The 20895-nt window shown below is 64.8% G+C and carries 20 protein-coding genes; 19 read left to right on the top strand and 1 reads right to left on the bottom strand.

What is annotated here, in order from left to right; translation table 11 throughout:
• Positions 1–258: 258 nt before the first annotated feature.
• The 7 genes from ASF30_RS20945 to ASF30_RS22930 all read left to right on the top strand — a co-directional run bounded on the left by ASF30_RS20945 (position 259) and on the right by ASF30_RS22930 (position 7195).
• On the top strand, positions 259–1929 hold the full coding sequence (locus ASF30_RS20945; protein ID WP_055911308.1) for an ABC-F family ATP-binding cassette domain-containing protein: 1671 nt from the start codon (positions 259–261) through the stop codon (positions 1927–1929).
• Between the two features lie 118 nt (positions 1930–2047).
• A complete protein-coding gene (locus ASF30_RS20940) occupies positions 2048–3058 on the top strand; it encodes an Rv2578c family radical SAM protein (protein ID WP_082468250.1) in 1011 nt (336 codons plus the stop codon).
• Between the two features lie 197 nt (positions 3059–3255).
• Positions 3256–4467, top strand: a complete 1212-nt coding sequence (locus tag ASF30_RS20935; RefSeq protein ID WP_157497562.1) for a sensor histidine kinase — start codon at positions 3256–3258, stop codon at positions 4465–4467.
• Positions 4464–5714, top strand: a complete 1251-nt coding sequence (locus tag ASF30_RS20930) for a hypothetical protein (RefSeq protein ID WP_055911304.1) — start codon at positions 4464–4466, stop codon at positions 5712–5714. Before ASF30_RS20935 ends, ASF30_RS20930 begins: the two co-directional genes overlap by 4 nt.
• Complete coding sequence (locus tag ASF30_RS20925) at positions 5701–6363, top strand: response regulator transcription factor (RefSeq protein ID WP_055911302.1); 663 nt, start codon at positions 5701–5703, stop codon at positions 6361–6363. Before ASF30_RS20930 ends, ASF30_RS20925 begins: the two co-directional genes overlap by 14 nt.
• Positions 6364–6975 (top strand): thymidine kinase, encoded by a 612-nt coding sequence (locus ASF30_RS20920; RefSeq protein ID WP_055911300.1) that lies wholly within the window; start codon positions 6364–6366, stop codon positions 6973–6975.
• Positions 6976–7045: 70 nt separating this feature from the next.
• On the top strand, positions 7046–7195 hold the full coding sequence (locus ASF30_RS22930) for a hypothetical protein (protein WP_157497561.1): 150 nt from the start codon (positions 7046–7048) through the stop codon (positions 7193–7195).
• Between the two features lie 22 nt (positions 7196–7217).
• Here the strand turns inward: ASF30_RS22930 and ASF30_RS20915 are convergent, their stop codons facing one another.
• Positions 7218–7943, bottom strand: a complete 726-nt coding sequence (locus ASF30_RS20915; protein ID WP_162240788.1) for a CPBP family intramembrane glutamic endopeptidase — start codon at positions 7941–7943, stop codon at positions 7218–7220.
• Positions 7944–8044: 101 nt separating this feature from the next.
• Here ASF30_RS20915 and ASF30_RS20910 point away from each other — a divergent pair, with 101 nt between their 5' ends.
• From ASF30_RS20910 to ASF30_RS23540, 12 genes are all read left to right on the top strand, one after another.
• Entirely contained in the window at positions 8045–9448 is a 1404-nt protein-coding gene (locus ASF30_RS20910) for a polysaccharide biosynthesis tyrosine autokinase (RefSeq protein ID WP_055911296.1), read from the top strand.
• 47 nt (positions 9449–9495) lie between these two features.
• Entirely contained in the window at positions 9496–10107 is a 612-nt protein-coding gene (locus ASF30_RS23055; protein WP_055911294.1) for an arsenate reductase/protein-tyrosine-phosphatase family protein, read from the top strand.
• Entirely contained in the window at positions 10094–11029 is a 936-nt protein-coding gene (locus tag ASF30_RS20900) for a hypothetical protein (RefSeq protein WP_055911293.1), read from the top strand. The genes ASF30_RS23055 and ASF30_RS20900 overlap by 14 nt, the downstream gene beginning before the upstream one ends.
• Before the next feature lie 168 nt (positions 11030–11197).
• Complete coding sequence (locus ASF30_RS20895; RefSeq protein ID WP_082468246.1) at positions 11198–12685, top strand: sugar transferase; 1488 nt, start codon at positions 11198–11200, stop codon at positions 12683–12685.
• On the top strand, positions 12685–13737 hold the full coding sequence (locus ASF30_RS22420) for a glycosyltransferase family 4 protein (RefSeq protein WP_082468244.1): 1053 nt from the start codon (positions 12685–12687) through the stop codon (positions 13735–13737). The genes ASF30_RS20895 and ASF30_RS22420 overlap by 1 nt, the downstream gene beginning before the upstream one ends.
• On the top strand, positions 13730–14863 hold the full coding sequence (locus ASF30_RS22415) for a glycosyltransferase family 4 protein (protein ID WP_082468242.1): 1134 nt from the start codon (positions 13730–13732) through the stop codon (positions 14861–14863). Before ASF30_RS22420 ends, ASF30_RS22415 begins: the two co-directional genes overlap by 8 nt.
• Positions 14856–15401 (top strand): acyltransferase, encoded by a 546-nt coding sequence (locus ASF30_RS22410; protein WP_082468240.1) that lies wholly within the window; start codon positions 14856–14858, stop codon positions 15399–15401. Before ASF30_RS22415 ends, ASF30_RS22410 begins: the two co-directional genes overlap by 8 nt.
• Positions 15389–16447: a glycosyltransferase family 4 protein gene (locus tag ASF30_RS20880; RefSeq protein ID WP_157497559.1), complete on the top strand. Its 1059-nt coding sequence runs from the start codon at positions 15389–15391 to the stop codon at positions 16445–16447. Before ASF30_RS22410 ends, ASF30_RS20880 begins: the two co-directional genes overlap by 13 nt.
• A complete protein-coding gene (locus ASF30_RS20875) occupies positions 16434–17708 on the top strand; it encodes a hypothetical protein (RefSeq protein ID WP_055911286.1) in 1275 nt (424 codons plus the stop codon). The genes ASF30_RS20880 and ASF30_RS20875 overlap by 14 nt, the downstream gene beginning before the upstream one ends.
• Complete coding sequence (locus ASF30_RS20870; protein WP_055911284.1) at positions 17705–19006, top strand: hypothetical protein; 1302 nt, start codon at positions 17705–17707, stop codon at positions 19004–19006. The genes ASF30_RS20875 and ASF30_RS20870 overlap by 4 nt, the downstream gene beginning before the upstream one ends.
• Positions 19003–19779 (top strand): glycosyltransferase family 2 protein, encoded by a 777-nt coding sequence (locus ASF30_RS20865; protein ID WP_082468236.1) that lies wholly within the window; start codon positions 19003–19005, stop codon positions 19777–19779. Before ASF30_RS20870 ends, ASF30_RS20865 begins: the two co-directional genes overlap by 4 nt.
• Complete coding sequence (locus tag ASF30_RS23540; RefSeq protein ID WP_082468234.1) at positions 19719–20864, top strand: glycosyltransferase family 4 protein; 1146 nt, start codon at positions 19719–19721, stop codon at positions 20862–20864. The genes ASF30_RS20865 and ASF30_RS23540 overlap by 61 nt, the downstream gene beginning before the upstream one ends.
• The last annotated feature ends 31 nt before the right edge of the window (positions 20865–20895 follow it).

Raw genomic sequence — 20895 nt, 5'->3', positions numbered from 1 at the left:
TCCGGGGTCGAAGCGCCGCTGCCGCGTGCGTCTGGACACCTCCCAGCGACCCCTGCTATCGTCGACCCCGCTATGAAGTAGACCAGCCGTCCTGTCCCGCGCCCGAGGCGCCGTCGACGTTCGGCCTACTCACCCGCATCCCTCACCCGGAATCGCGCTCGACTCCCGAGCCGCCCGCGTGAAGCGGGTCGTTCGCGAACCCTCATCGACGGCGGATGCCCCCGTGGGACCCCTCCTCGTCTCAGAAGGGTCGTCTCCATGCGAGCCCCAGTCATCCACTCCGATCACCTGCGCCTCGACGGCGTCTCCCAGTCCTACGGCGACCGCCGCGTGCTCAGCGACGTCGGCTTCTCCGTCGCCCGCGGCCAGCGCGTCGGCCTCATCGGCGAGAACGGAGCCGGCAAGTCCACCCTTCTGCGCATCATCGCCGGCGTGGAGCAGCCCGATCAGGGCGTCATCACGCGACCCCGGCGCACGGGCATCCTGTGGCAGGAGGTGCCGTTCAGCCCGAGCGACACCGTCGGCGCCGTCTTCGAGGACGCCCTCGAGGAGATCCGCGCGATCGATCGCGAGCTCCGCGCCGCCGCATCCGCCCTCACGGCAGCGTCCCCGGTCGCGCCCGACCGTTACGCCGCTGCGCTCGAGGCTGCCGAGCGAGCCGACATCTGGGGAGCGGATGCCCGTCGCGACGCGCTCCGCGAAGGACTCGGGGTCGCGGCCCTTCCCCTCGATCGCCGCCTCGATGAGATCTCGGGTGGTCAGCGCAGCCGCGTCGCCCTCGCCGCACTGCTGCTGAGACGGCCCGACGCACTGCTGCTCGACGAGCCGACCAACCATCTCGACGACGCCGCCGCCGAGTTCCTCGAGCGCCAGCTGCGGGACTGGGCCGGCCCGGTGCTGTTCGCCAGCCACGACCGCGCCTTCCTCGACGCCGTGGCCACGGGCCTCGTCGATCTCGACGCTGCGCGCGCCGCGCACATGTCTCCGGCATCCGTCACCGTGTTCGGAGGTCGCTTCAGCGAGTACCTCGACCACAAGGCGTCAGAGCGCGACCGCTGGGAGCGCCAGTACGCCGAGGAACAGGACGAGCTCGGTCGCCTGCGCCATGCCGTGGCTGTGACGGCACGCACGGTCGCCCACGGTCGCGGACCGCGCGACAACGACAAGTTCATCCACGGCTTCAAGGGCGCCCGCAACGACCAGGCCATCGCGCGGCGCGTCCACAACGCCGAAGGGCGCCTGGGGGTGCTCGAGCGCGAGCAGGTGCGCAAGCCACCGGCGCCACTCGCCTTCGCCGGCATCCCGCGCGGATCGCAGGCTCTCGGCGACGAGTCCGGGCTGCTGGTGCAGGCGACCGGCCTGTCCGTGCCCGGGCGCCTCGCCCCGCTCGACCTGAAGATCGAGCCGCAGACGCGCCTGCTCGTGACCGGCGCGAACGGCGCCGGCAAGTCGACGCTGCTGGGAGTCCTCGCTGGGCGCATCGCACTCGTCGATGGCGATCTCCAGCGCCGCCGGGGCTTGCGCGTCGGCCTGCTCGAACAGGACGTGAGGTTCCCGGATGCCGCCCTCTCACCCCGCGCGCTCTACGAGTCGGTGCTGGGGGAGCGGCGCGCCGAGCAGGTGCCGCTCTCGAGCCTCGGCCTCATCGCGCCGCGTGACGAGAACCGGCCCGTCGGTGCTCTCTCGGTCGGTCAGCAGCGACGCCTGGCGCTGGCGCTCGTGATAGCCAAGCCGCCGCACCTCTTCCTGCTCGATGAGCCGACCAACCACCTGTCGCTGGGCTTGGCGACGGACCTCGAGGAGGCCCTCGGCAGCTACCCCGGTGCCGTCGTGATCGCCAGTCACGACCGCTGGCTGCGGCGGCGCTGGGACGCCGCCCGCCTGCACCTGCAGCCGGCGACGGATGCCGCCCTCGCCGTCGCTCGCTGAGCTGAGCCCGTGGGCGAACGGGGTCGAGCCTCCTCCCCAGCGCACCTGAGCAGATCGATATCCGACGCCCCGGCGATCGAGCTTGCTTAAGATTCGAAGACGTGTTCGAATGCAAGGCATGCGGTGGAGCAATCAGGAACTGGGTGTGGAGAACGCTGACGCGCTGCCCGGGCTCGCGAAGTTGAACAACCTCGTGCGCACGGTGTGCACGCCCGAGTTCGCGGGGATGACGTTCCACGAGGTGCTCGCGAAGTCAGCACTGAACAAGCTCCCCGTGCAGAGCCAGGTTCCGATGGAGTGGACCATCAACCCCTACAGGGGCTGTTCCCATGCATGTGCATATTGTTTTGCCCGCCCCACCCACACCTACCTCGACCTCGACGGCGGCGACGACTTCGACAGGCAGATCATCGTGAAGGTCAATGTCGCCGAGGTGCTGCGCAAGGAACTCGGCCGCCCGAGTTGGCAGCGCCACGCCGTCGCGCTCGGCACCAACACCGACCCCTACCAGCGCGCCGAGGGTCGCTACGCGCTCATGCCCGGCATCATCGGCGCGCTCGCCGACACCGGAACACCGTTCAGCATCCTCACCAAGGGCACCCTGCTTCGCCGCGATCTTCCCCTGCTGGCGGATGCCGCCAGCCGCGTGCCCGTCGACATCGCCATGTCGATCGCCGTCTATGACGACGAACTCCAGCAGTCCGTCGAACCGGGGACACCGACCACGAAGGCCAGGCTCGCCACAGTGACGGCCGTGCGCGATGCGGGACTCGACTGCAGCGTCTTCATGATGCCGATCCTCCCGTTCCTCACCGACACGATCGCCCACCTCGATGAGGCCCTGCGTCAGGCGAAGGCCGCCGGCGCGACCGGCGTGGTGCACTCGGCCCTGCACCTCAAGCCCGGTGTGAAGGAATGGTATTTCCTGTGGCTCGGGCGCGAGCACCCCGAGCTCCTGCCCAAGTACCGGGCGATGTACCGGGGAACCTACGCCCCGAAGGAGTACCGCGCGTGGCTCGCCGAGAGGGTCGCGCCGCTCGTGCGTAGGCACGGTCTCCATCGCACCCGCACCTCGCCGAACACCGGGGGAGTGCTCTCGCGCTCGGATCCGGAGCCGACGCTGTTCTGACCCTCGGCCATCGGCTGGATCTGGTGGTCGCGGCATCCGGCGCCAGGATTTTGTCCCCCGAATGGTCGCGCACCGTCCCAGAGCGGGGTACATTTCGATGGAAAGCGGGGTACGTTCCGGTTTCATGCGCTGGAATGAATCCCGAGGAGGTGCCCCCAGTGACACTCGGCCTGCCGACCCACCTCATCGCTCCCACGATGAGTAGGGTCATCGCGCGCGCCGCGCACTGGTTCGGTCTCGTCTGCCTCGCCGGTGCCCTCACGGCCATCGTCGCGCTCAGCCTCGCGCATCCGCACGACGGACTCTGGCCGACCATCCTCGCCATCGTGCCGATGGCGATCCTGCTCGTCACCCTCACCCGGCACCACACAGTGCTCGCCACCGTCGGCTACCTCGTGGTGGGCTCGGCCAGCACCTACATCTACGCCGTCACCATCCTGAGCGACCAGCCACTCTTCCCCACCACCGACCTCTTCGTCATCGCGCTGCCCGTGATGGCCCTCGTCATGGTCGGCGGTGCCGGCGCTAGCGCCATGATCGGCCTGGCGTGGAGCACACTGGGCCTCGTGCTCGGTGAGACCGCCGTGCTCCTGGCCGCCATCACCACGGGTGTCGAGTACCGCATCGACCCGTTCGCTCCGGCGACCTACCTGCTCATCGCGATAGTGCTCATCGCCACGACGATCGACAACGGCCGAGCGAAGACGGCACAGCAGTTCATCCACCAGGCGTCCCGTCGCGACGGCATCATCGCCGCCAGGCGCGAGTTGGGATCGCGGGCCACGGCGCTCCTGCACGACACCGCCCTCAGCCACCTCGTCGCCGTCGCCTCGGCCGAGCCCGGACCCATCGATCCCGGCCTCCGCTCGATGATCGCCCGCGACCTCGAACGCATCATCGGCCAGGACTGGCTGCTCTCCCGCGACGCTGTCACGGGCACATCAGCCGACTGGCTCGCCACTCCGCTCGCAGCGTCGATCTCGGCAGCGCGAGCCAGCGGACTCACCATCGACGTCTCGGGTGATCGCACGGTCGTGTCGCGCCTCGACTCCGAGAGGTCCGAGGCCCTCGCCCTGGCGGTCTCCCAGTGCCTCATCAATGTGCTGCGGCACTCCGGAGTGACGGATGCCGATCTCACCATCAGCGCCGACGACGACGAACTCGTCGTGGCCGTGACCGATGCCGGCGTCGGCTTCGTTCCCGCGGAGACCGAGACCCCGCGCCTCGGCCTGCGTCATTCGGTCCTGGCGCGCGTTGAAGGCGTCGGCGGATCGGTTCGGGTGTGGTCGACGCCCGGCACCGGCACGAGCGTCGTGATCGCCATGCCGACCTCCGCGGCCGCGCACGACGACGTCCACGGGTCGCCGGCCTCGGCATCCAGTCCGGCGACGGATGCGGCCACCTCATGAGCGGCATCTCCGGCGGCATCCGTTCCCGCATCGAAGCGACCCATGACGCCTCGTGGCGGCAGAGTCCCCAGGTCGTGGACCCCCTCGGAACCCTGAGCGCGCATCCGCTCGTGTGGATCGGCTCCCTCATCGCCGTGGGATACGCCCTCTTCCAGACGGCACGCCAGTGGGACGCCGTGGAGCTGCCCGTCGTCGCGATCGCGGCCGTCGTCGTGCTCGCGGCCGCCTGCGGCTTCCTGCTCTTGGCGGCGCACCCCACGTCGTCGCCGTTCGGACTTCAGGCGGAGATCACCGTGGTCACCCTCGCCATCCTCGCGGCGGCGCTCGAGACCGCATCGCGATTCGGGTCCAACCTGCTGCTGCAGGACGACTTCGGGCAGGTCGGGGTGGCCATCCTGCTCGCTCTGATGGCGCCATACAGACCGGCGATCTCGCTGGTGCTCGCCGCTGTCGCGTCGTCGTTCGTGCTCGCGCTGTTCCCCGTCGCCCAGGCGCCGTTCCTCGCCGTGCGCGCACCGATCGCCGAGTACATCGTCGTGCTGGTCGTGCCGCCGCTGGGCCTCGGGCTCGCCGCCGCTGCCTTCTCCAACGGCTTCGTGCGCGCCGTTCGCGAGTGGCAGCGTCTCGTCTCCCGCGCCGCGCTCGAGATCGAGGAGGAGGCCAGAACCGGACTCGCCCGCTCGGTGCAGCAGCACCAGGTCAGCGTGCTCTCCCGCGACGTGCTGCCGTTCCTCACCCGGGGGATCAACGCCCGCACCGTCGAGGTCGAGGACGTCGAGACGGCGCGCGCCCTCGCCGAAGCCCTGCGTGGAACCCTCGTCGCCGAGATCGGACGCACCTGGCTCGATGACGTCGCCGACGGGGTCACCCTGCCCGGCGGAGAGTCACCGCGGGTCGACGATCCCGAGATGCTCGCGCTGCGCATGAGCGGCGAACAGCGCGTCGCCTGCGCGGCCCTGGTGGCGGCGGTCTGCGACAACGCCGAGCTGGCCGCGCGCACGGTCAGCGTCGTGCTGCGTGCCGGCGACGGGCAGCGCACGGCGCGGGCGACGGGCCGGCCGGCCGCGGCATCCGTTTCGGTGCAGGTGTCGGTGACGACGGATGCTGCACCCCGTCCGCTCAACGCTCGTCGGGCCGAGCGCCTGCTGGTGCAGTACCTCGCCGTCGTCCGTGTCCTGTTCGAGGGGGTCGGCGTGCGCGTCGGGCCCGGCACCGTGACAGTAGGATTCGACTATGCCCAGCACTGAGAACGCCGCCACAGCGGGTCCCGTTCGCGTCGGGCTCCTCGACGATCACGAGGTGATCCTCGATTCCGTCGCTAGCTGGATCGGCAACAACGCCCCCGACTTCACGCTGGCCGTGGCCGCCAACCGCTGGCTCGACTTCGTGCGCAGCGAGGACTTCCCGGTCGACGTGGTGCTCATGGACTTCCAGCTCGTCGAACCCGTCTCCATCGAGGCGCGCATCCGCACCTGTCGCGCCGCCGGGGCCAAGGTCATCGTGATCAGCGCCCTCGACTCGGCTGAGGCGCGGGCCAGGGCGAGCTCGGCCGGAGCGCTGGCGTTCCTCTCCAAGGCCCTGCCCATGGCCGAGGTGATGGCATCCGTTCGATCGGCACTCCGGATGCCGGAGCCGACGTCGGGCGTGGCCGACCGCGTCGCCAGCACCCCGGGCGCCCTTGCGAAGCCTCAGCTCAGCCCCGGCGAGCGTCAGGCACTCATTCTCTACGTCACCGGCCGCAGCACCATCGAGGTGGGCGAGGCCATGGACGTCAAGTACGAGACCGCGAAGACCTACCTGCGCCGCGTGCGCGAGAAGTACCAGAAGGTCGGACGCCCGGCCAGCCGCAAGAGCGACCTCATCCGTCGGGCCGCAGAAGACGGCTTCCTCGAGTAGATGGCCAAGCTGTACTTCCGCTACGGGGCGATGAACTCCGGCAAGAGCACCGCATTGCTCCAGGCCGCATACAACTACGAGGAACGCGGCCACGGGGTGCTGCTCGCCAAGCCGTCGATCGACACCAAGGGCGACCTCGGCATCCTGTCGCGTCTCGGCGTCACGCGAGAGGTCGACTTCCTGCTCGCTCCAGACACCGACGCCTACGCCGAGTTCCAGCGGCACCGCGCGGCGCAGGTGGCCGTCACCGGCCGCGACGTGAGCTGCCTGCTCGTCGACGAGGCCCAGTTCCTCACGGCCGAGCAGGCCGACGACCTGCTGCGCATCGCGATCCTCGAGAACGTGCCCGTGCTGGCGTACGGCATCCGCACCGACTTCCTCACCGTGGCCTTCCCGGGCAGCCGTCGCCTGCTCGAGATCGCCCACAGCCTCGAGGAGCTGAAGACGATCTGCCGCTGCGGGCGCAAGGCCGTCTTCAACGCCCGTCTCATCGACGGCGCCTTCGTCTTCGACGGCGACCAGGTGGCGATCGACGGCGTGCACGTCACCTACGAATCGCTCTGCGGATCCTGCTACCTGCAGGAATCGGGCGGTCGGCTCGCGAACCGCTGAGCGTCCGCTCCTCGCTCGTCCCGGCATCCGGCACCTGACCGTCACAGCTTCCCCGAGTACCCTCGGGTCCATGGCTGAGACACCTGCGACGCCCCGCCCGTCAGTTCCCGTGAAGCCACCGCGCGACACGAGTCACACGGCCCCCTGGCTGCTCGCCGTGGTTGTGGTGGTCGCACTCGTGGTGGTCGGCCTCGTCGTCTGGGCGTTGATCGCCGGCTGATCCGACCGCGGGCTGCGGGTGCCTACGAGTACAACAGCGCGACGAGGGTGCCGTTGAAGACGATGTGGGCGACGATCGCCCCGCCGATCCTCCCGGTGTACGAGGCCAGGGCGCCGGCGGCCGCACCGAAGAGCAGGGTCGACACCCCCAGCACGATCGCCGAACGCAGCGAGTTCGCCTCCACGAGGTGCAGCGCGGCGAACACCAGCGCTGTGACGATGATGGCCGTCCAGCGCGACCGTGAAGCACGCTCGACTGCGCGCTGGGTGAATCCGCGGAAGTAGGCCTCCTCGATCACCGGTGAGATCAGCACGGGCGCGATCACGGCGGCGAAGATGAACCAGGGCTCGGGGGCGGCATCCGTTCCAATGCTCACGCCGGCAAGCGACGATCCGTACACGGCGATCTCCACGAGAGTGGCGACCAGGCGCAGCAGCAGACCGACGCCGGCACCCCAGAGAAGATCGAGCCAGGTGAAGCGCAGGCCGAGGTCGTGCACGAGCGAGCCCGAGCCGCGCAGCCTGAGCGCGATCAGGGCAACGGCCACCAGTGGAATCCACACCACGAGATAGGACGAGAGAGCCTGCACGCGCCAGTCGATGGGAACGAGGAGGATGAGCCGCTCGTAGCCGAGGACACCGAGAACGGCGAGCACGACCCCGGATGCCGCCCATCCCACGCCCGGTCCGCCACCCCATTGCGAGGCACGCGTGGCAGCTGGCAATGCCGGAGTTTCGTCGGTCGTCACAGCGAAAGCGTACTGGGGCAGCCGGGAGCCCCCCGCGAACTGTGGCACCATATGGTGTCGGGGCGAGTTGCGCCCTGCCCTGCATGAGGAGGACGGCTCGAGTGGAGCTCCGCGACTACATCCGCATTCTGCGCAAGCGGTGGGTGCTGATCGTGCTCCTCACCCTGATCGGCATCGGGGCAGCAGCCGCCTATTCGATCGTCAAGACCCCGGAGTACAGCTCCTCGGCCAAGGTGTTCGTCTCCACCTCGGGTGGCGACACTGTCAGCGATCTCCAGCAGGGCAACACCTTCACCCAGCAGCGCGTGAAGTCGTACGCCGATCTGGTGACCACTCCCATAGTTCTCCTTCCCGTCCTCGCCGAACTCGGTATCGATGAATCGACTGAGGCGTTGGCGACCAGGGTGACGGCGAATGCGCCCCTCAACACCACTCTCATCGAGATCGCGGTGGTGGACGACGACCCGGCCTTGGCGGCGAAGCTCGCCACAGCCATCTCCGAGAGCCTCACCAAGACCGTGGAGCAGCTCGAGACCACCGACAGTGAGACGCCGTCGCCCGTGCACCTCACCCTGGTGCAGCACGCGAGCGTGCCGCAGAAGCCGGTGAGCCCGAACGTTCCCCTGAACATCGCCCTCGGCGCCCTCATCGGCCTCGCTCTGGGGGTGGGCATCGCGGTCCTGCGCGAGACCCTCGACACCCGCATCCGCAACGAGCGTGACGTCGAGACCGTCACCGACCGCCCGATCCTCGGTGGTATCGCCTTCGATGCGAAGGCTGCCGAGCGTCCGCTCATCGTGCATGCCGACCCCAAGTCTCCGCGAGCCGAGTCCTTCCGTTCGCTGCGCACGAACCTCCAGTTCCTTGACGCCGGGCGCGGCGACCGCTCCTTCGTGGTCACCTCGTCCATCGAGAGCGAGGGCAAGAGCACCACAGCCGCGAACCTCGCCATCGCCCTCGGTGATGCCGGCGCACGCGTGCTGCTCGTCGACGCCGACCTTCGTCGCCCGAAGGTCGCCGACTACATGGGCATCGAGGGCGGCGTGGGTCTCACCGACATTCTCATCGGTCGAGCAACAGCCCGCGACGTCATCCAGAAATGGGGCCGCACGCATCTCTACGTGCTTCCCGCAGGTCGCATCCCGCCGAACCCGAGCGAGCTGCTCGGCTCCGCGGTCATGATGAAGCTCATCGAGGAGCTCGGCGGCAGCTTCGATGTCGTGCTCTACGACGCGCCGCCACTGCTTCCGGTGACGGATGCCGCCATCCTGGCTCGCGGCGTGCACGGCACCCTCGTCGTCGTCGCCGCCGGGCGCACCCACAAGAACCAGCTCAAGGGTGCCATCGCAGCCCTCGACAGCGTGGGCGCCCCGGTGTCGGGCATCGTGCTGACCATGCTTCCGACGAAGGGGCCCGATGCCTACGGCTACGGCCGCTACGGCACCGAGGCAGGCTACGGCTACGACGTCGACCTGAAGCCGGCGAAGGCCAGAGCCGCTCGCTGAAACGCTCCGCCCCGATCATTTCGAGCTTCGACGAAGAGAGCCGCCCTGTGACCTGGTCAGATCCTGTCGCTCAGCCCCTCCGCATCCTGGTCGTGTGTACCGGCAACATCTGCCGCTCGCCGTTGGCGGAGCGTGTTCTGCAGAGCCGGCTCGACGCGGCGGGGATCCCGGCCGTGGTCACGAGCGCCGGCACGTCGGCCATGACCGGTGATGCGATGACCCCTCAGGCCGCCGAACTCGCGGCCCGGTACGGCGCATCCGCTGCGGGTCACGCGGCACGCGATCTCACGGCATCGCTGGTTGCGGAGTCCGACCTGGTGCTCACGGCGACGCGCGCCCACCGCGCTGCGACCGTGACGCTGCATCCGCGGGCCACCCGCTACACCTTCACGCTGCGGGAGTTCGCCCGTCTCGCAGACGGGGCCCGTGCCGAGGGCGACCTCACGGCCGAGGACCGGGCATCCCTGCCCGCGCTGATCGCCGGCATCGCTGCGCACCGCGGCTACTTCCCGCCCCTGGCCGATCCAGCCGATGATGACATCGTCGACCCCTACCGGATGCCGCAGGAGGTCTACGACGAGGCCGGCGAGGCCATCGATGCAGCCACGGCCGTGGTCGCTTCAGTGTTCTCCGACTCACGCCGCCATGGCGACGCGTAACAAGGCGGTCCAGCGGTCGCCGAAGTCGGCCGGTACGAGCATCTGGGTCATCCTGGGCATCACGGCGTTCGTGTTCGCCGACTTCGTGCTCATCGGGCTGGCGGTGATCGGCCAGCACGCGCCGGTGCCGACAGCGCCGCCCGTCGTCCCGTCGACGTCCGAGACGGCTTCGCCCGAGCCGACGCCATCCCCGACGGCCGCAGCGCCGCGCCCGGTCGCTGCGCCCGCGCTGCGCTTCCTCGACGCGACGAGCACGACCTCGGCCTGGCGTGCCACGCCGGGCGACTGCACTGGCACCCCGGCCGCCATCGAGAGCACGACGGATGCCGGAGCCACCTGGGTCTCGTACTCCACGGGCGACATCGACATCCGCGAGGTGCTGGCGTTGACGGCGGTCAGCGATACGACGGCGTTCGTGGTGGCCAAGGCCGGCCCCGACTGCACCCTCGGCTATTTCCGCACCTTCTCGACCGGTGACCAGTGGCAGGAGGCTCCCGCCGACCTCGCCTCGCAGAGCTACGTCGACCCGACCGATCGCGCGCTCGTGGTCATCGACGGCGAATCCCTGCAATCGCCCTGCCCATCGGTGCGACAGCTCGTGGTCGACGGGGACAGCCGCATCGCGATCTGCGACGACGCGGCGTACTCACTGGATTCGACGACGGGGGAGTGGGCCGGCCTCGAGCGCCCCAACCTGGCGTCGATCGCCGCATCGGGCACGGCCGCCACCGTCATCGAGTCCGGCGACACCGAGTGCCCTGCCCTGGCATTCGCGACGACGGATGCGGCAAGCCTCGACCAGCCGGCCGCGGTCACGTGCGCGCCGGGAGCTGTCGTGCCGGCCTCGCTCGCATCCGACCAGGTCGATGAGGCACTGTGGCTCTGGCAGGGCGACAGCGCCGCCGTAGTTCCACTGGGCTGAAACGCCATCTCCGCGGTCACGCGAAGAAGCTACTGACACTGGTCTGCAGTTCGTGCCCCAGCACTGGGGTGCACGCCGGTAGTAATCCATGCATCCGCACGGGAACCCGGCAGGTAGACTCATTCCTCGGTCGCAGTAGACCTACATTGGTCGAATACGGCGGGGGACATGGTCCAGGAGAAATCAACGGGTGAGAGCGCGTCCACGCGCTTCTCCGACACGCGCGACTGGCGCGACAAGCTCGGCAGCCGCATGGCCCTCACCGACGCCTTGGTTCTCATCTGGGTCGTCTTCGGTGCACAGATCGTATGGCTCGGTTTCGACCGCGAGGCGTCGGGCTTCAGCGGCTCAGCCCGCGACCTCGATCTCAGCTACACGATGGTGTCGATTCTGCTGATCGTGGCATGGCTGATCGTCCTCGCCGTGTACGGCACTCGCGGCTATCGCGTGATCGGTGCCGGTTCGCAGGAATACAAGCTCATCACCGACGCCTCGATTCGCCTCTTCGGCCTGGTTGCGATCATCGCTTTTCTCATCAAGCTCGACCTTGCGCGCGGCTACATATTGATCGCCTTTCCGCTCGGCATCGTGGTGCTGCTCTTCTCCCGCTGGCTCTGGCGACAGTGGCTGGACGTGCAACGGCGCAGAGGAGCCTACGTGTCGACGGTCGTGCTCATCGGCTCGCCGGCTTCGGTAGCCACGGTCGGCCGTGAGCTGCAGCGCACACCGCAGGCGGGGTACAAGGTCATCGGCGTCTGCATCCCCGAAGGACACCGTGACACCACGCTGCCCGGCACTGGCTTCACCGTTCTGGGCGACCTCGACGATGCGCTCCTCGCGATGGAACGTGTCGGCGCCGATACCCTCGTCATCGCGAGCGCTGACCAGCTCCCAGCCGACAGGGTTCGGGAATTGAGCTGGGGTCTCGACCCCGGACGCCAGCACTTGGTGGTCGCACCGAGCCTCGTCGACATCGGCGGCCCTCGAATCCACACCAGGCCGGTGGCCGGCCTTCCGCTGATCCACGTCGAGACGCCCCGCTACGAGGGCCGCAAGCTCTTCGCAAAGCGCACCTTCGACATCATCGGCTCCGCCTTCCTCCTCATCCTCCTCTCCCCACTGCTGGTCTTCGTGATGATCGCGGTCAAGGTCACGAGCCGTGGCCCGATCTTCTACCGACAGGAGCGAATCGGGCTCAACGGTGACCCCTTCGACATGCTCAAGTTCCGTTCGATGGTCGTCGACGCCGACGCTCAACTCGCCGATCTTCTGGCTGCCCAAGGAACTCACGACCGGCCGCTCTTCAAGGTGAAGAACGATCCCCGTCTCACCCGGATCGGCTCGTTCCTTCGCAAGTACTCCATCGATGAACTGCCACAGCTCTTCAACGTCTTCATCGGCAACATGAGTCTCGTCGGCCCCCGCCCCCAGCGTGAGGGCGAGGTCGCACTCTACGACAGCGCAGCCCGTCGCCGACTGCTTGTCCAGCCCGGGATGACCGGTCTGTGGCAAGTAAGCGGTCGGTCCAACCTGTCCTGGGACGACAGCGTGCGACTCGACCTCTATTACGTCGAGAACTGGTCGCTGACAAACGATGTCGTTCTGCTCTGGCGGACGCTACGCGCGGTAATGCGGCCGGGCACAGGAGCGTTCTGATGCGGGATGAGTCCGGCAAGATCGTGCTTCATGTGGTCGAGAGTTTCGGAGCCGGCGTAGCGTCCGCGGTTCGCTCATTCTTGGATGCAACCAGCGATCTTGAGCACCACCTACTTTTTGCACGACGTAGCACGGAGCCTCTATCTCCCAGTGCGTTGGAGGGATTCCGCACGGCAGAGGAACTCCCGTCAGGGTTATTTGCATCTGCTGTTGCGGTTCGCCGTCGCTTTGCAGACCTTCGACCTGATGTTGTCCACGCGCATTCGAGCATCGCAGGCGCCTTAGTTCGAATTGCCCTTCCACGTAGGTCGAATACGCAAGTCGTTTATTCCCCACATTGTTTCTCTTTTGAAAGACTCGACAAGACACCCATCTGGCGGGCCATCTTCCGAACAATCGAGATTGCGCTCGCTTCGCGAACTGACGCGTTCGCGCTTTGCTCGCCACACGAGGTTGCTACCGTTGCGAAATGGCGTGGGACGGCACGAATCGTGCTGGTGCCAAACCGAGCGAGCGTGGGTACAGCTCAACTCGACCATGTTCCTTCCGCTGGTGTGGCACAGATCGTCACGGTTGGCCGCCTAGGAATCCAGAAAGACCCCGGGTACTTCCTGTCCGTGGTGACGGAGATGAGGCGTCAACGTGAAATCTCGGCGACATGGATCGGCGGTGGGGACGCGGCCTGGGAAGAGGAACTGATCGCCGCGGGTGTTCGGGTCACGGGTTGGGTAGATTCCCCTCTGGTGCAGGAGCACCTCTCGCGAGCGGACCTGTACGTTCACAGCGCGCAATGGGAAGGCTTTCCGATTGCGATAATCGATGCTGCTCATACCCGGACGCCAGCGGTTTGCCGTCGAGTGAGCACCCTAGACTTTCTTGACCCCGAACTCACAGCAGAATCGCCGTTCGACCTTGCGCAGCTAGCACTGTCCACGCTTTCCGACGCCACGGCCAACCTCAACGCTTGGGCGGCAACGTGCAGGACTCAAAACGCGAAGTATCAGCGTGAAGGGCTCCTGGAGGCTTACAACGTGGGGAAACCGCATGCGTGAAGACGGCCCGATCAAGGTGTTGGTGCTTCACTGGGGGACGCGGGGCGGAGGGCCTCGTTTCGCTCTGGCGCAGGCGAAGGCTTTTGCTCGGCGAAGCGACGTGGAAACCTACGTTTCGTACAACACTCGCGCAGAACTAGCATCCGATTTCAGTGTCGTTGGCATGGGAAGCCACCCAGTGGCCACGTATCGCAAGAAGAGTGGAGTGGTGCGTCTCGACCGTTGGGTCGTAGTCATGTTCGGTCTACTCCGCTATATTCGCGCGAATCGGATCGATGCGGTCTACTCCCCCATGTTCAGTCTTTGGCAGTCACCGGTCACTCCCTTCATTCGGGCGATTGGAATTCCCGTAATCGCTTCGATCCATGAGCTCACGGAGCATGAAGGCGATCAGCACCTTGCAAATCGGGTTTGTACCAGCATCGACCTCCATTTCTCGAGTTTCATAGTCGCGTACTCCGCTGCGGTCGAAGATGATCTGATCGCTCGAGGCATCAAACGGCGCAGGATAATTCGCTCGTTTCACGGTGTCGATGACAAACCAACGAGGCCAAGATCGGCTCCAGCTAGGCCGGCCGTGATTGGATTCTTTGGTCGCATTTTGGAGTACAAAGGTCTTCCTTTGTTCGGCGAGGCCATAGCGCGTTTGAAATCCGACGGCCATGCGGTGCGCGGAATCGTCTTTGGGGACTCCGAGGAAGATCCGTCATCCCTGATCAAATCGGCCCCCCAACTCGAGTGGAACGTTGGGTGGATTCCCGAGCAAGACGTCGATGGGATTGTCGGGAGCTTTGATGTTCTCGTACTCCCTTACATTTCGGCAAGCCAGTCCGGTGTCCTAGCTGTAGCAGCGGGTCTGGGTGTACCCGCGGTAGTCACTCCCGTCGGCGGACTCGTGGAGCAGATCGCACGCCTCGGCGGGGGCCTTGTGGCGAGAGAAGTGTCCCCCGAGGCAATCGCCGAGGCAGTGGGAGATCTCCTGTCAGATAACTCGCTGTACGCGGCGCTGTCGAACTCGGCGCTGAATTCCGCGGGCTCGAGTATGAGTTGGGATCAGAGCCTCCGGCCCATCGTGACCGCAATGACATCACCGAACCACAACAAAGGAGACCGAGCGCATGTTTAGCGTTCATCGGACACTTGTGGCGATCGAGGCAGTTGCTCTGTCCCTGGTCTCATACTTTCCGATCCACGGACCCCGCAAAGTATTGCTTCGAATCGCAGGTGCGCAAGTCGGAAAGACGACGGTTTTGTACCACGGGTTTCAGGTTCGCGCGGCACGCAATTTGAGCATCGGCGACGATTCGTCCATTGGGGATCGTGCCATTCTCGACGGTCGTGGCGGCCTAACGATTGGCCGGTCGGTTAACCTTTCGACTGGAGTCCAGATATGGACGGCACAGCACGATTGGCAATCGCCAGGGTTCGAATCTGTGTCCGCTCCAGTCGTGATCGGTGATCGCGTCTGGCTGGGCCCCGGCGTCATCGTCCTGCCGGGGACGTCCATCGGGGAAGGTGCAGTAGTTGGAGCCGGAGCCGTCGTCACAAAGGACCTAGCGCCCTATGGCTTATACGGGGGTGTTCCCGCCAAGCGCATCGGGGATCGTCCCGAACCGATGACCTACACAATTGGTGGGCCGCGGCGGAAGCAGTGGTGGTGGTAAATATGGCGGCACAGCTACGTGTTCTACACATCACGCCGAACCTATTTGTTCCGGGGCGCATGGGCGGCGGCGAGCGATATGTTCAGCAGTTGGTCCATGCACAGATCGACTTGGGGCTCTCGGTTCAAGTAGTGGCCGTGGTGTCGTTCCAACAGATCCAGCTCGAGAGTGGCGCGCCTACGGTCGGGTTGATGCGGGGGTTCAAACGACTCCTGAAACTTGCGCGCCAAACGGACATCATTCACGTTCACCAGTTGAACACACAGGGTTTCGACCTTGCCTTGCTCTTGGCGCGACTCTCGGGTACTCCGCTCGTCCTTACTGATCATGGCGGTGACCGATATACGCCGGGCAGACTTCTTGGCTCGCGTCGGCTCGCGATGGTATCTGCTGTAGCTGCTGTTAGTCCCTTTAGCCTCAGGGATATCGATCCGAAGGGGATAGCCAGAAGGTCGGAAGTGATCTGGGGCGGGGGCGACCATCTGACGGGTGGCGCGACCAACTCCAATCGCACGGACGTTCTCTTCGTGGGGCGGTTACTGCCACACAAGGGGATCCACATACTCATCGAGGCGTTGCCTGCACAAATGTCGCTGAGAATCGTTGGCGAGACTCGTGATGCTGAATACCGGCGGAGCCTTCAGCAGTTGGCCAATAACAAAGACGTTGTCTTCGAAGGAGCCCCCGCTGACGGGCAACTCCGGGCCCTTTACCAGGCGTCGGATGTACTGGTCTTGCCTTCTGTTGAAATGTTTGAGGGCAAACGATATCGTCGCCCTGAACTCCTAGGATTGGTTGTCCTCGAATCGCTCGCGGCCGGCACCCCTGTGATCGGCAGTTCGGTCGGCGGGCTGGCTGAATTGTTACAGCTGACCTGGCAGACGTCCGTCGCGCCGGGGAATGTCGATGCGCTGCGCGAGGCGCTCGTGAAGGGTTCATTCTCGTTACCGCCGCAGGAGCGCTTATCAGACCTCACTTGGTCTGCGACGGCTCGCCGCTGCCTTTCGCTTTACCAAGAGTTGGCCACGGCGCATGCAGAGCGCTGAGATTGCAGCCGTGAGGACGGTACCGGTTCAAGGGTTCTCGCGAGGATTGATCGTTGTTGTCTGCGTCGCGAGCTTCTTCTCTCTTCCCAGCTTTAGTCAGGTTTCTTGGGGGACGCTCATTGGGTTGGCGGCGGCGCCTCTTTGGTGGAACGCAATCAGAAATGATGCTGCGGCAAGAAGAGTCGCAATTCTCCTCCTGGCTGTCACGTTTCTCTTCGTCCCGACCTCCTTGATCTCGTTGGCGATGGATTCGTCGCGTTCGTTTGTCCTCGAGAACGCACTTCGCGAGGTGTTCGGCCTGATCGCGATGTTGACTTTCTTCGTCGCTACGTTCGTGTCGACCCGATGGAACGGTCCCCGCCTTACGCTTCTTGCGCTCGGGGCCGGCGGCGGGATATCGGCAGCCCTATACCTGACACCGGAACAATCTGACAACGCGTGGAAATACGCATTCGTCTGGCCGGTAGGTCTCCTTGTTCTGGCCCTTGTCGCGAGATGGAACGGCTTTGCGGTTGCAGTGATCTTTTTTGCACTTTCCGCGATGAGCCTATTCTTTGAGTCGCGAAATGCGGCCGGCGCCTTCGCCGTCGCAGGCTTGGTTTGTATTGTGTACCAATTGCTCAGCTCGCGCACGGGCCGCAGCCGCTCACGGGTCGTCTCAGCAGCAGTGGCAATTGCCGCAGCGACTTTGCTTGCGTATAGCGTTATCACCGCGGCGATTGCCGACGGCACATTTGGTGCTGAACTGCAGCAGAGGCAGATACGCCAAGATCTTCAGGGTCCCTTCGGAGCTCGAGTCGAGTGGGCGGCCACGCTGGGTTTGCTGCAGCGATCGGTGTTCGGCCTTGGCGCCGGAGTGTCCCCTGGGCCGAAAGATGTGCAGACGGGGCTGGAGAGTCTGTACGACAACGGATTCGACGCCAATACCGATTACGTGACTTCCCATCTCTTGGGAAGCCGTGTTGAACTTCATTCAATTGTCGGGGACTTTTGGCTCAACGGCGGCCCGATTGCGTTCTGTATCGGGATCTACTTCGGAGTGTTGCTTGTGCGATCCCTAGTTCAAGCGACGCATAGCCCATTTCGCAGTGTCGTCGCACTCTTGTCTGTTCAAGCCCTCTGGGATCTGGTCTTCTCGCCAATGGTCGTGAATGGAAAATGGGTCGCGATCGCGCTCGCGGTCTGCTTGGCGCTCTCAGCTCCACGACTCAAAGGCAAAGCGAGCGTTGAACGAGACCGCCATGAACGGCTTGACGCGTGATCCCGGGCGTACTGCGTCGCAACCTGCAAGTGCGGGTTCTCACGACGCCTTTCGTGCTTGCCTCAAGCTTCACCACGGCCTGGTTGGTAATCGGACATATCGGCGCGAACGCATACGGGATCTTGCTCTTAGTTACGGGGTTGGCACAACTGCTTCCCTTCGTCGATTTCGGGGTCGGCGCGGCAGTGATGAATGTACTTGGAGCGGGTCAGACAGCGGCAGATTCCGTGCGACTGACCTTGATTTCGGCCCAACGAGTCTTGCTTTTGTCTTCGACGGGGGTTGTGGTCGTCGCAGGCGTCCTTGCGCTGGTTCCTGGATGGAACATTCTGCTCGGGGTGGAATATGCAGACGCGAATTGGGTGGTGCTAGCCTTTGCCGCGGCTTTCGGGGGTCTCGTGGCTTCGCAACTCGGTCAGCGCGTTCTGATCGGGGTTGGTCGTAACCAGCTGTGGATGATTTTGGGGACGTGTTCCGCCGTAATGACCCTCGTTGGTTCAGCAGCGGCCGTCGCACTCGATGCCGGAATCACTTGGTTCGCAGTTATTCCGACCTTGTGCGGACTCGTCGTCAGCATCATTGCGGGAACCGTAGGATCCCGGGCTGTCGGCCTCCGGTACCGAGACATAGTGATTGGAGCACTGCATCCACGTCGATATCCTGCGGTGCCGCTCGCGGCGACGGCGCTCCCGATGATTGTGATCATGGTGGGGATCCCGCTCGTGCTGCACTCGGACCGTTGGATAATCAGCCATGTACTGGGAGACGCGATGCTGGCGGAATACACCATTGCGGCCCAGGTCTACATACCCCTTTGGACTGCTTCTTCTACGGCGCTCGTCGCACTGTGGCCCGTATTTGCGGCGGCGAGGACTTCGGATGTGGGGGCGGCACTTCGTGGCCTGTTCCGTTCATCCATCGGTATCTTCGTTGCCGCGCTTCTGTGCTGCGTAGCTTTCGCTGCGCTTCTCCCTTTCGCCACTTCGGTACTCAGCCACGGTGAATCGACCGCGTCGATCTCGCTCAGCCTTGCTTTTGCCGCTCTTCTCCTGATTCAGATCACCTTCTATCCAGCGGGTGTCTATATGACTTCGCCTTCAGATCTGCGTTTTCAGGCAGTCTGCATCATGTTCATGATCGCTATAGGAATTCCGGCCTCAATCTGGGCGACAAACGTGGTCGGGGTGCCCGGCCCGGTGTGGGTATCAGCAGCGGCCATACTTCTCTTCCAGGCTCTGCCAGCCACGGTTCGACTTCTCCGTAGGTATAGAAACGAGAAAGCATTGGACCGAGTATGACCAATCCGCTTGTATCGATTATTACTGTGACCCGTAACAACGTTGAGGGTCTCAGATCCACTTTGACTTCCATCAAATCTCAACTTGATGTGTCGCCCGTTGAGATCGAAGTGATCGTGATTGATGGCGCGTCCAGTGACGAGACGACTGCGTACTTAAGCACGATCGATGATGGCCGCGTGCGATGGATTTCTGAGCCTGACCGCGGAGTTTACGATGCGATGAATAAGGGTTCGAAGTTGGCGACCGGTGTCTATCAGCATTTCTTGAACGCGGGCGATCGGTTCTACACCGAATCGGCGCTCTCGGAGATCATCGCCCAAGTCGAGCTTGCGAATCATCCGAAAGGGATGGTTGTCTTCGGGGCAGTCAAAGTTGGCCGCAGTGGGCAGAGCGTCATTCGAAATCGTCCTCACATCTGGTGGAAGCACGCGTTCGGTGTCCGCCCTCACTGTCACCAGGCAATTTGGTTCCCCTCCGTCGTGGTTGAAGCGTTGGGGGGCTATGCGGAAAAGTACTCTTTCGTAGGAGACTTCGATCTCATCATGCGGGCAGGACTTATGGCGCCAGCCCGATGCATTCAGGGAGTTCACGTCGCTTACGAGGGTGGTGGTATGTCGGAGCAGCGCCGCGCGGAAATTCCGCGCTTGCTGCATTCGGTTCGGAGTGAGCGTTTCAATTATGGGCCCGGGCTCACCCGCGCCGATCACCTATGGGCGATCTCGTTGTCGGCGTTCCATCGGATCATGACCAGAGCGAACGGAAGCCGGTGAACGAGGCACCCATCAGGTTTCTTTCAGTTTCACCGGGGGTATGGGGAGCCGAACGAAGTTTGCTCACCCTCGCGGAATCCCTGCATGCGGCCGGACATAGGGTCTCGTTGTACTGCGTTTCAGCAGAGTTGGGAGAGGCGTGGCGAGGCCGCGTCAATGCCGCTGTAGTTGTAGTCGCCAGTGCTGAGAGCGGAGGTGTTTCTGGTCGCTTGCGGCAGCTAGTGAGGTTCTTTCGAGCGCGAGGGGTTCTTCCGAAAACCGGAACGGTCGTCTCTTTTAGTCCTCGCTTGAATGCTCCGGTAGCCGTCTTGAGCCTGTTCGACCGAGTGCGCCGGGCCCCGCGGCGATGGTTCATAGACCTTCATGACTACCTGGATGCGGGCAAGGGGTTGGTGGCACTCGACGCGGCAGTCATTGCGGGGGCTGGCGTGGTTGCAGTTAGCGAATTCGCTGCAAGCGTCAGTCGCGCCGTCAGTGCTAGAGCAACGGTGCTATATCGACCGATCGTGCCCCGTTCGGCGCCCCTGACGGAACCGCCGCGTAGTGAACGGATGGTGCTCAGAATAGGGATTGTCGGTCGTATTGATCCCGACAAGAATCATGTCCTCCTCGCTGACGCAATAGCGAACTCGGGACTGCCCTGCGATCTAGTAGTGCGTGGTGTTCCGACGGAGTATGGGCATCCGTCGGGGGATCTCGTGTTGGACGCTATGCGGCGGGCAGTTGGGGATCAATTGAAGTACGAGGGCCCCGTGGCGAATGAACTCGCGATGGACGGTCTTGATGTGTTGGTCGTGGCGAATGAGAGGGAGCCTCTGGGGCGGACCGTCCTTGAAGCGCAACTGGCCGGACTCCCGGTTGTAGTTCCGGACAAGGGGGGTGCCGCCGAACTAGTTGTCGATGGCGTCACGGGTCTCTATTTCATCGCTAATAGCTCGGTCAGTCTGGGCGCGGTTCTCTCTGCACTGGCCCACAGCGCAGATCTGAGGGCGGCCCTGGCGATTGCCGGCAGAGCATCCGCCACTTTTCAGAGTGATCCCATCCGATACGCGCACGCATATGCGAGCGCGCTCGGGCGCGGCTGACTGGATCCTCAGCGTCAGGTGACTCGCTCGG

The sequence above is a fragment of the Leifsonia sp. Leaf264 genome (assembly GCF_001422325.1).
In the GTDB taxonomy this organism is placed as follows: Bacteria; Actinomycetota; Actinomycetes; order Actinomycetales; family Microbacteriaceae; genus Orlajensenia.
This window is presented reverse-complemented; position numbering and strand designations above follow the sequence as displayed.

What these genes read in the sequence shown, in the direction of transcription:
- ASF30_RS20940 (WP_082468250.1), top strand. Translation starts at nt 2,048, where the DNA reads ATGCGGTGGAGCAATCAGGAACTGGGTGTGGAGAACGCTGACGCGCTG.
- ASF30_RS20875 (WP_055911286.1), top strand. Translation starts at nt 16,434, where the DNA reads ATGCAGAGCGCTGAGATTGCAGCCGTGAGGACGGTACCGGTTCAAGGG.
- ASF30_RS22410 (WP_082468240.1), top strand. Translation starts at nt 14,856, where the DNA reads ATGTTTAGCGTTCATCGGACACTTGTGGCGATCGAGGCAGTTGCTCTG.
- ASF30_RS20945 (WP_055911308.1), top strand. Translation starts at nt 259, where the DNA reads ATGCGAGCCCCAGTCATCCACTCCGATCACCTGCGCCTCGACGGCGTC.
- ASF30_RS20935 (WP_157497562.1), top strand. Translation starts at nt 3,256, where the DNA reads ATGAGTAGGGTCATCGCGCGCGCCGCGCACTGGTTCGGTCTCGTCTGC.
- ASF30_RS20865 (WP_082468236.1), top strand. Translation starts at nt 19,003, where the DNA reads ATGACCAATCCGCTTGTATCGATTATTACTGTGACCCGTAACAACGTT.
- ASF30_RS23540 (WP_082468234.1), top strand. Translation starts at nt 19,719, where the DNA reads ATGGGCGATCTCGTTGTCGGCGTTCCATCGGATCATGACCAGAGCGAA.
- ASF30_RS20925 (WP_055911302.1), top strand. Translation starts at nt 5,701, where the DNA reads ATGCCCAGCACTGAGAACGCCGCCACAGCGGGTCCCGTTCGCGTCGGG.
- ASF30_RS22930 (WP_157497561.1), top strand. Translation starts at nt 7,046, where the DNA reads ATGGCTGAGACACCTGCGACGCCCCGCCCGTCAGTTCCCGTGAAGCCA.
- ASF30_RS20920 (WP_055911300.1), top strand. Translation starts at nt 6,364, where the DNA reads ATGGCCAAGCTGTACTTCCGCTACGGGGCGATGAACTCCGGCAAGAGC.
- ASF30_RS20895 (WP_082468246.1), top strand. Translation starts at nt 11,198, where the DNA reads ATGGTCCAGGAGAAATCAACGGGTGAGAGCGCGTCCACGCGCTTCTCC.
- ASF30_RS20900 (WP_055911293.1), top strand. Translation starts at nt 10,094, where the DNA reads ATGGCGACGCGTAACAAGGCGGTCCAGCGGTCGCCGAAGTCGGCCGGT.
- ASF30_RS20930 (WP_055911304.1), top strand. Translation starts at nt 4,464, where the DNA reads ATGAGCGGCATCTCCGGCGGCATCCGTTCCCGCATCGAAGCGACCCAT.
- ASF30_RS22420 (WP_082468244.1), top strand. Translation starts at nt 12,685, where the DNA reads ATGCGGGATGAGTCCGGCAAGATCGTGCTTCATGTGGTCGAGAGTTTC.
- ASF30_RS22415 (WP_082468242.1), top strand. Translation starts at nt 13,730, where the DNA reads ATGCGTGAAGACGGCCCGATCAAGGTGTTGGTGCTTCACTGGGGGACG.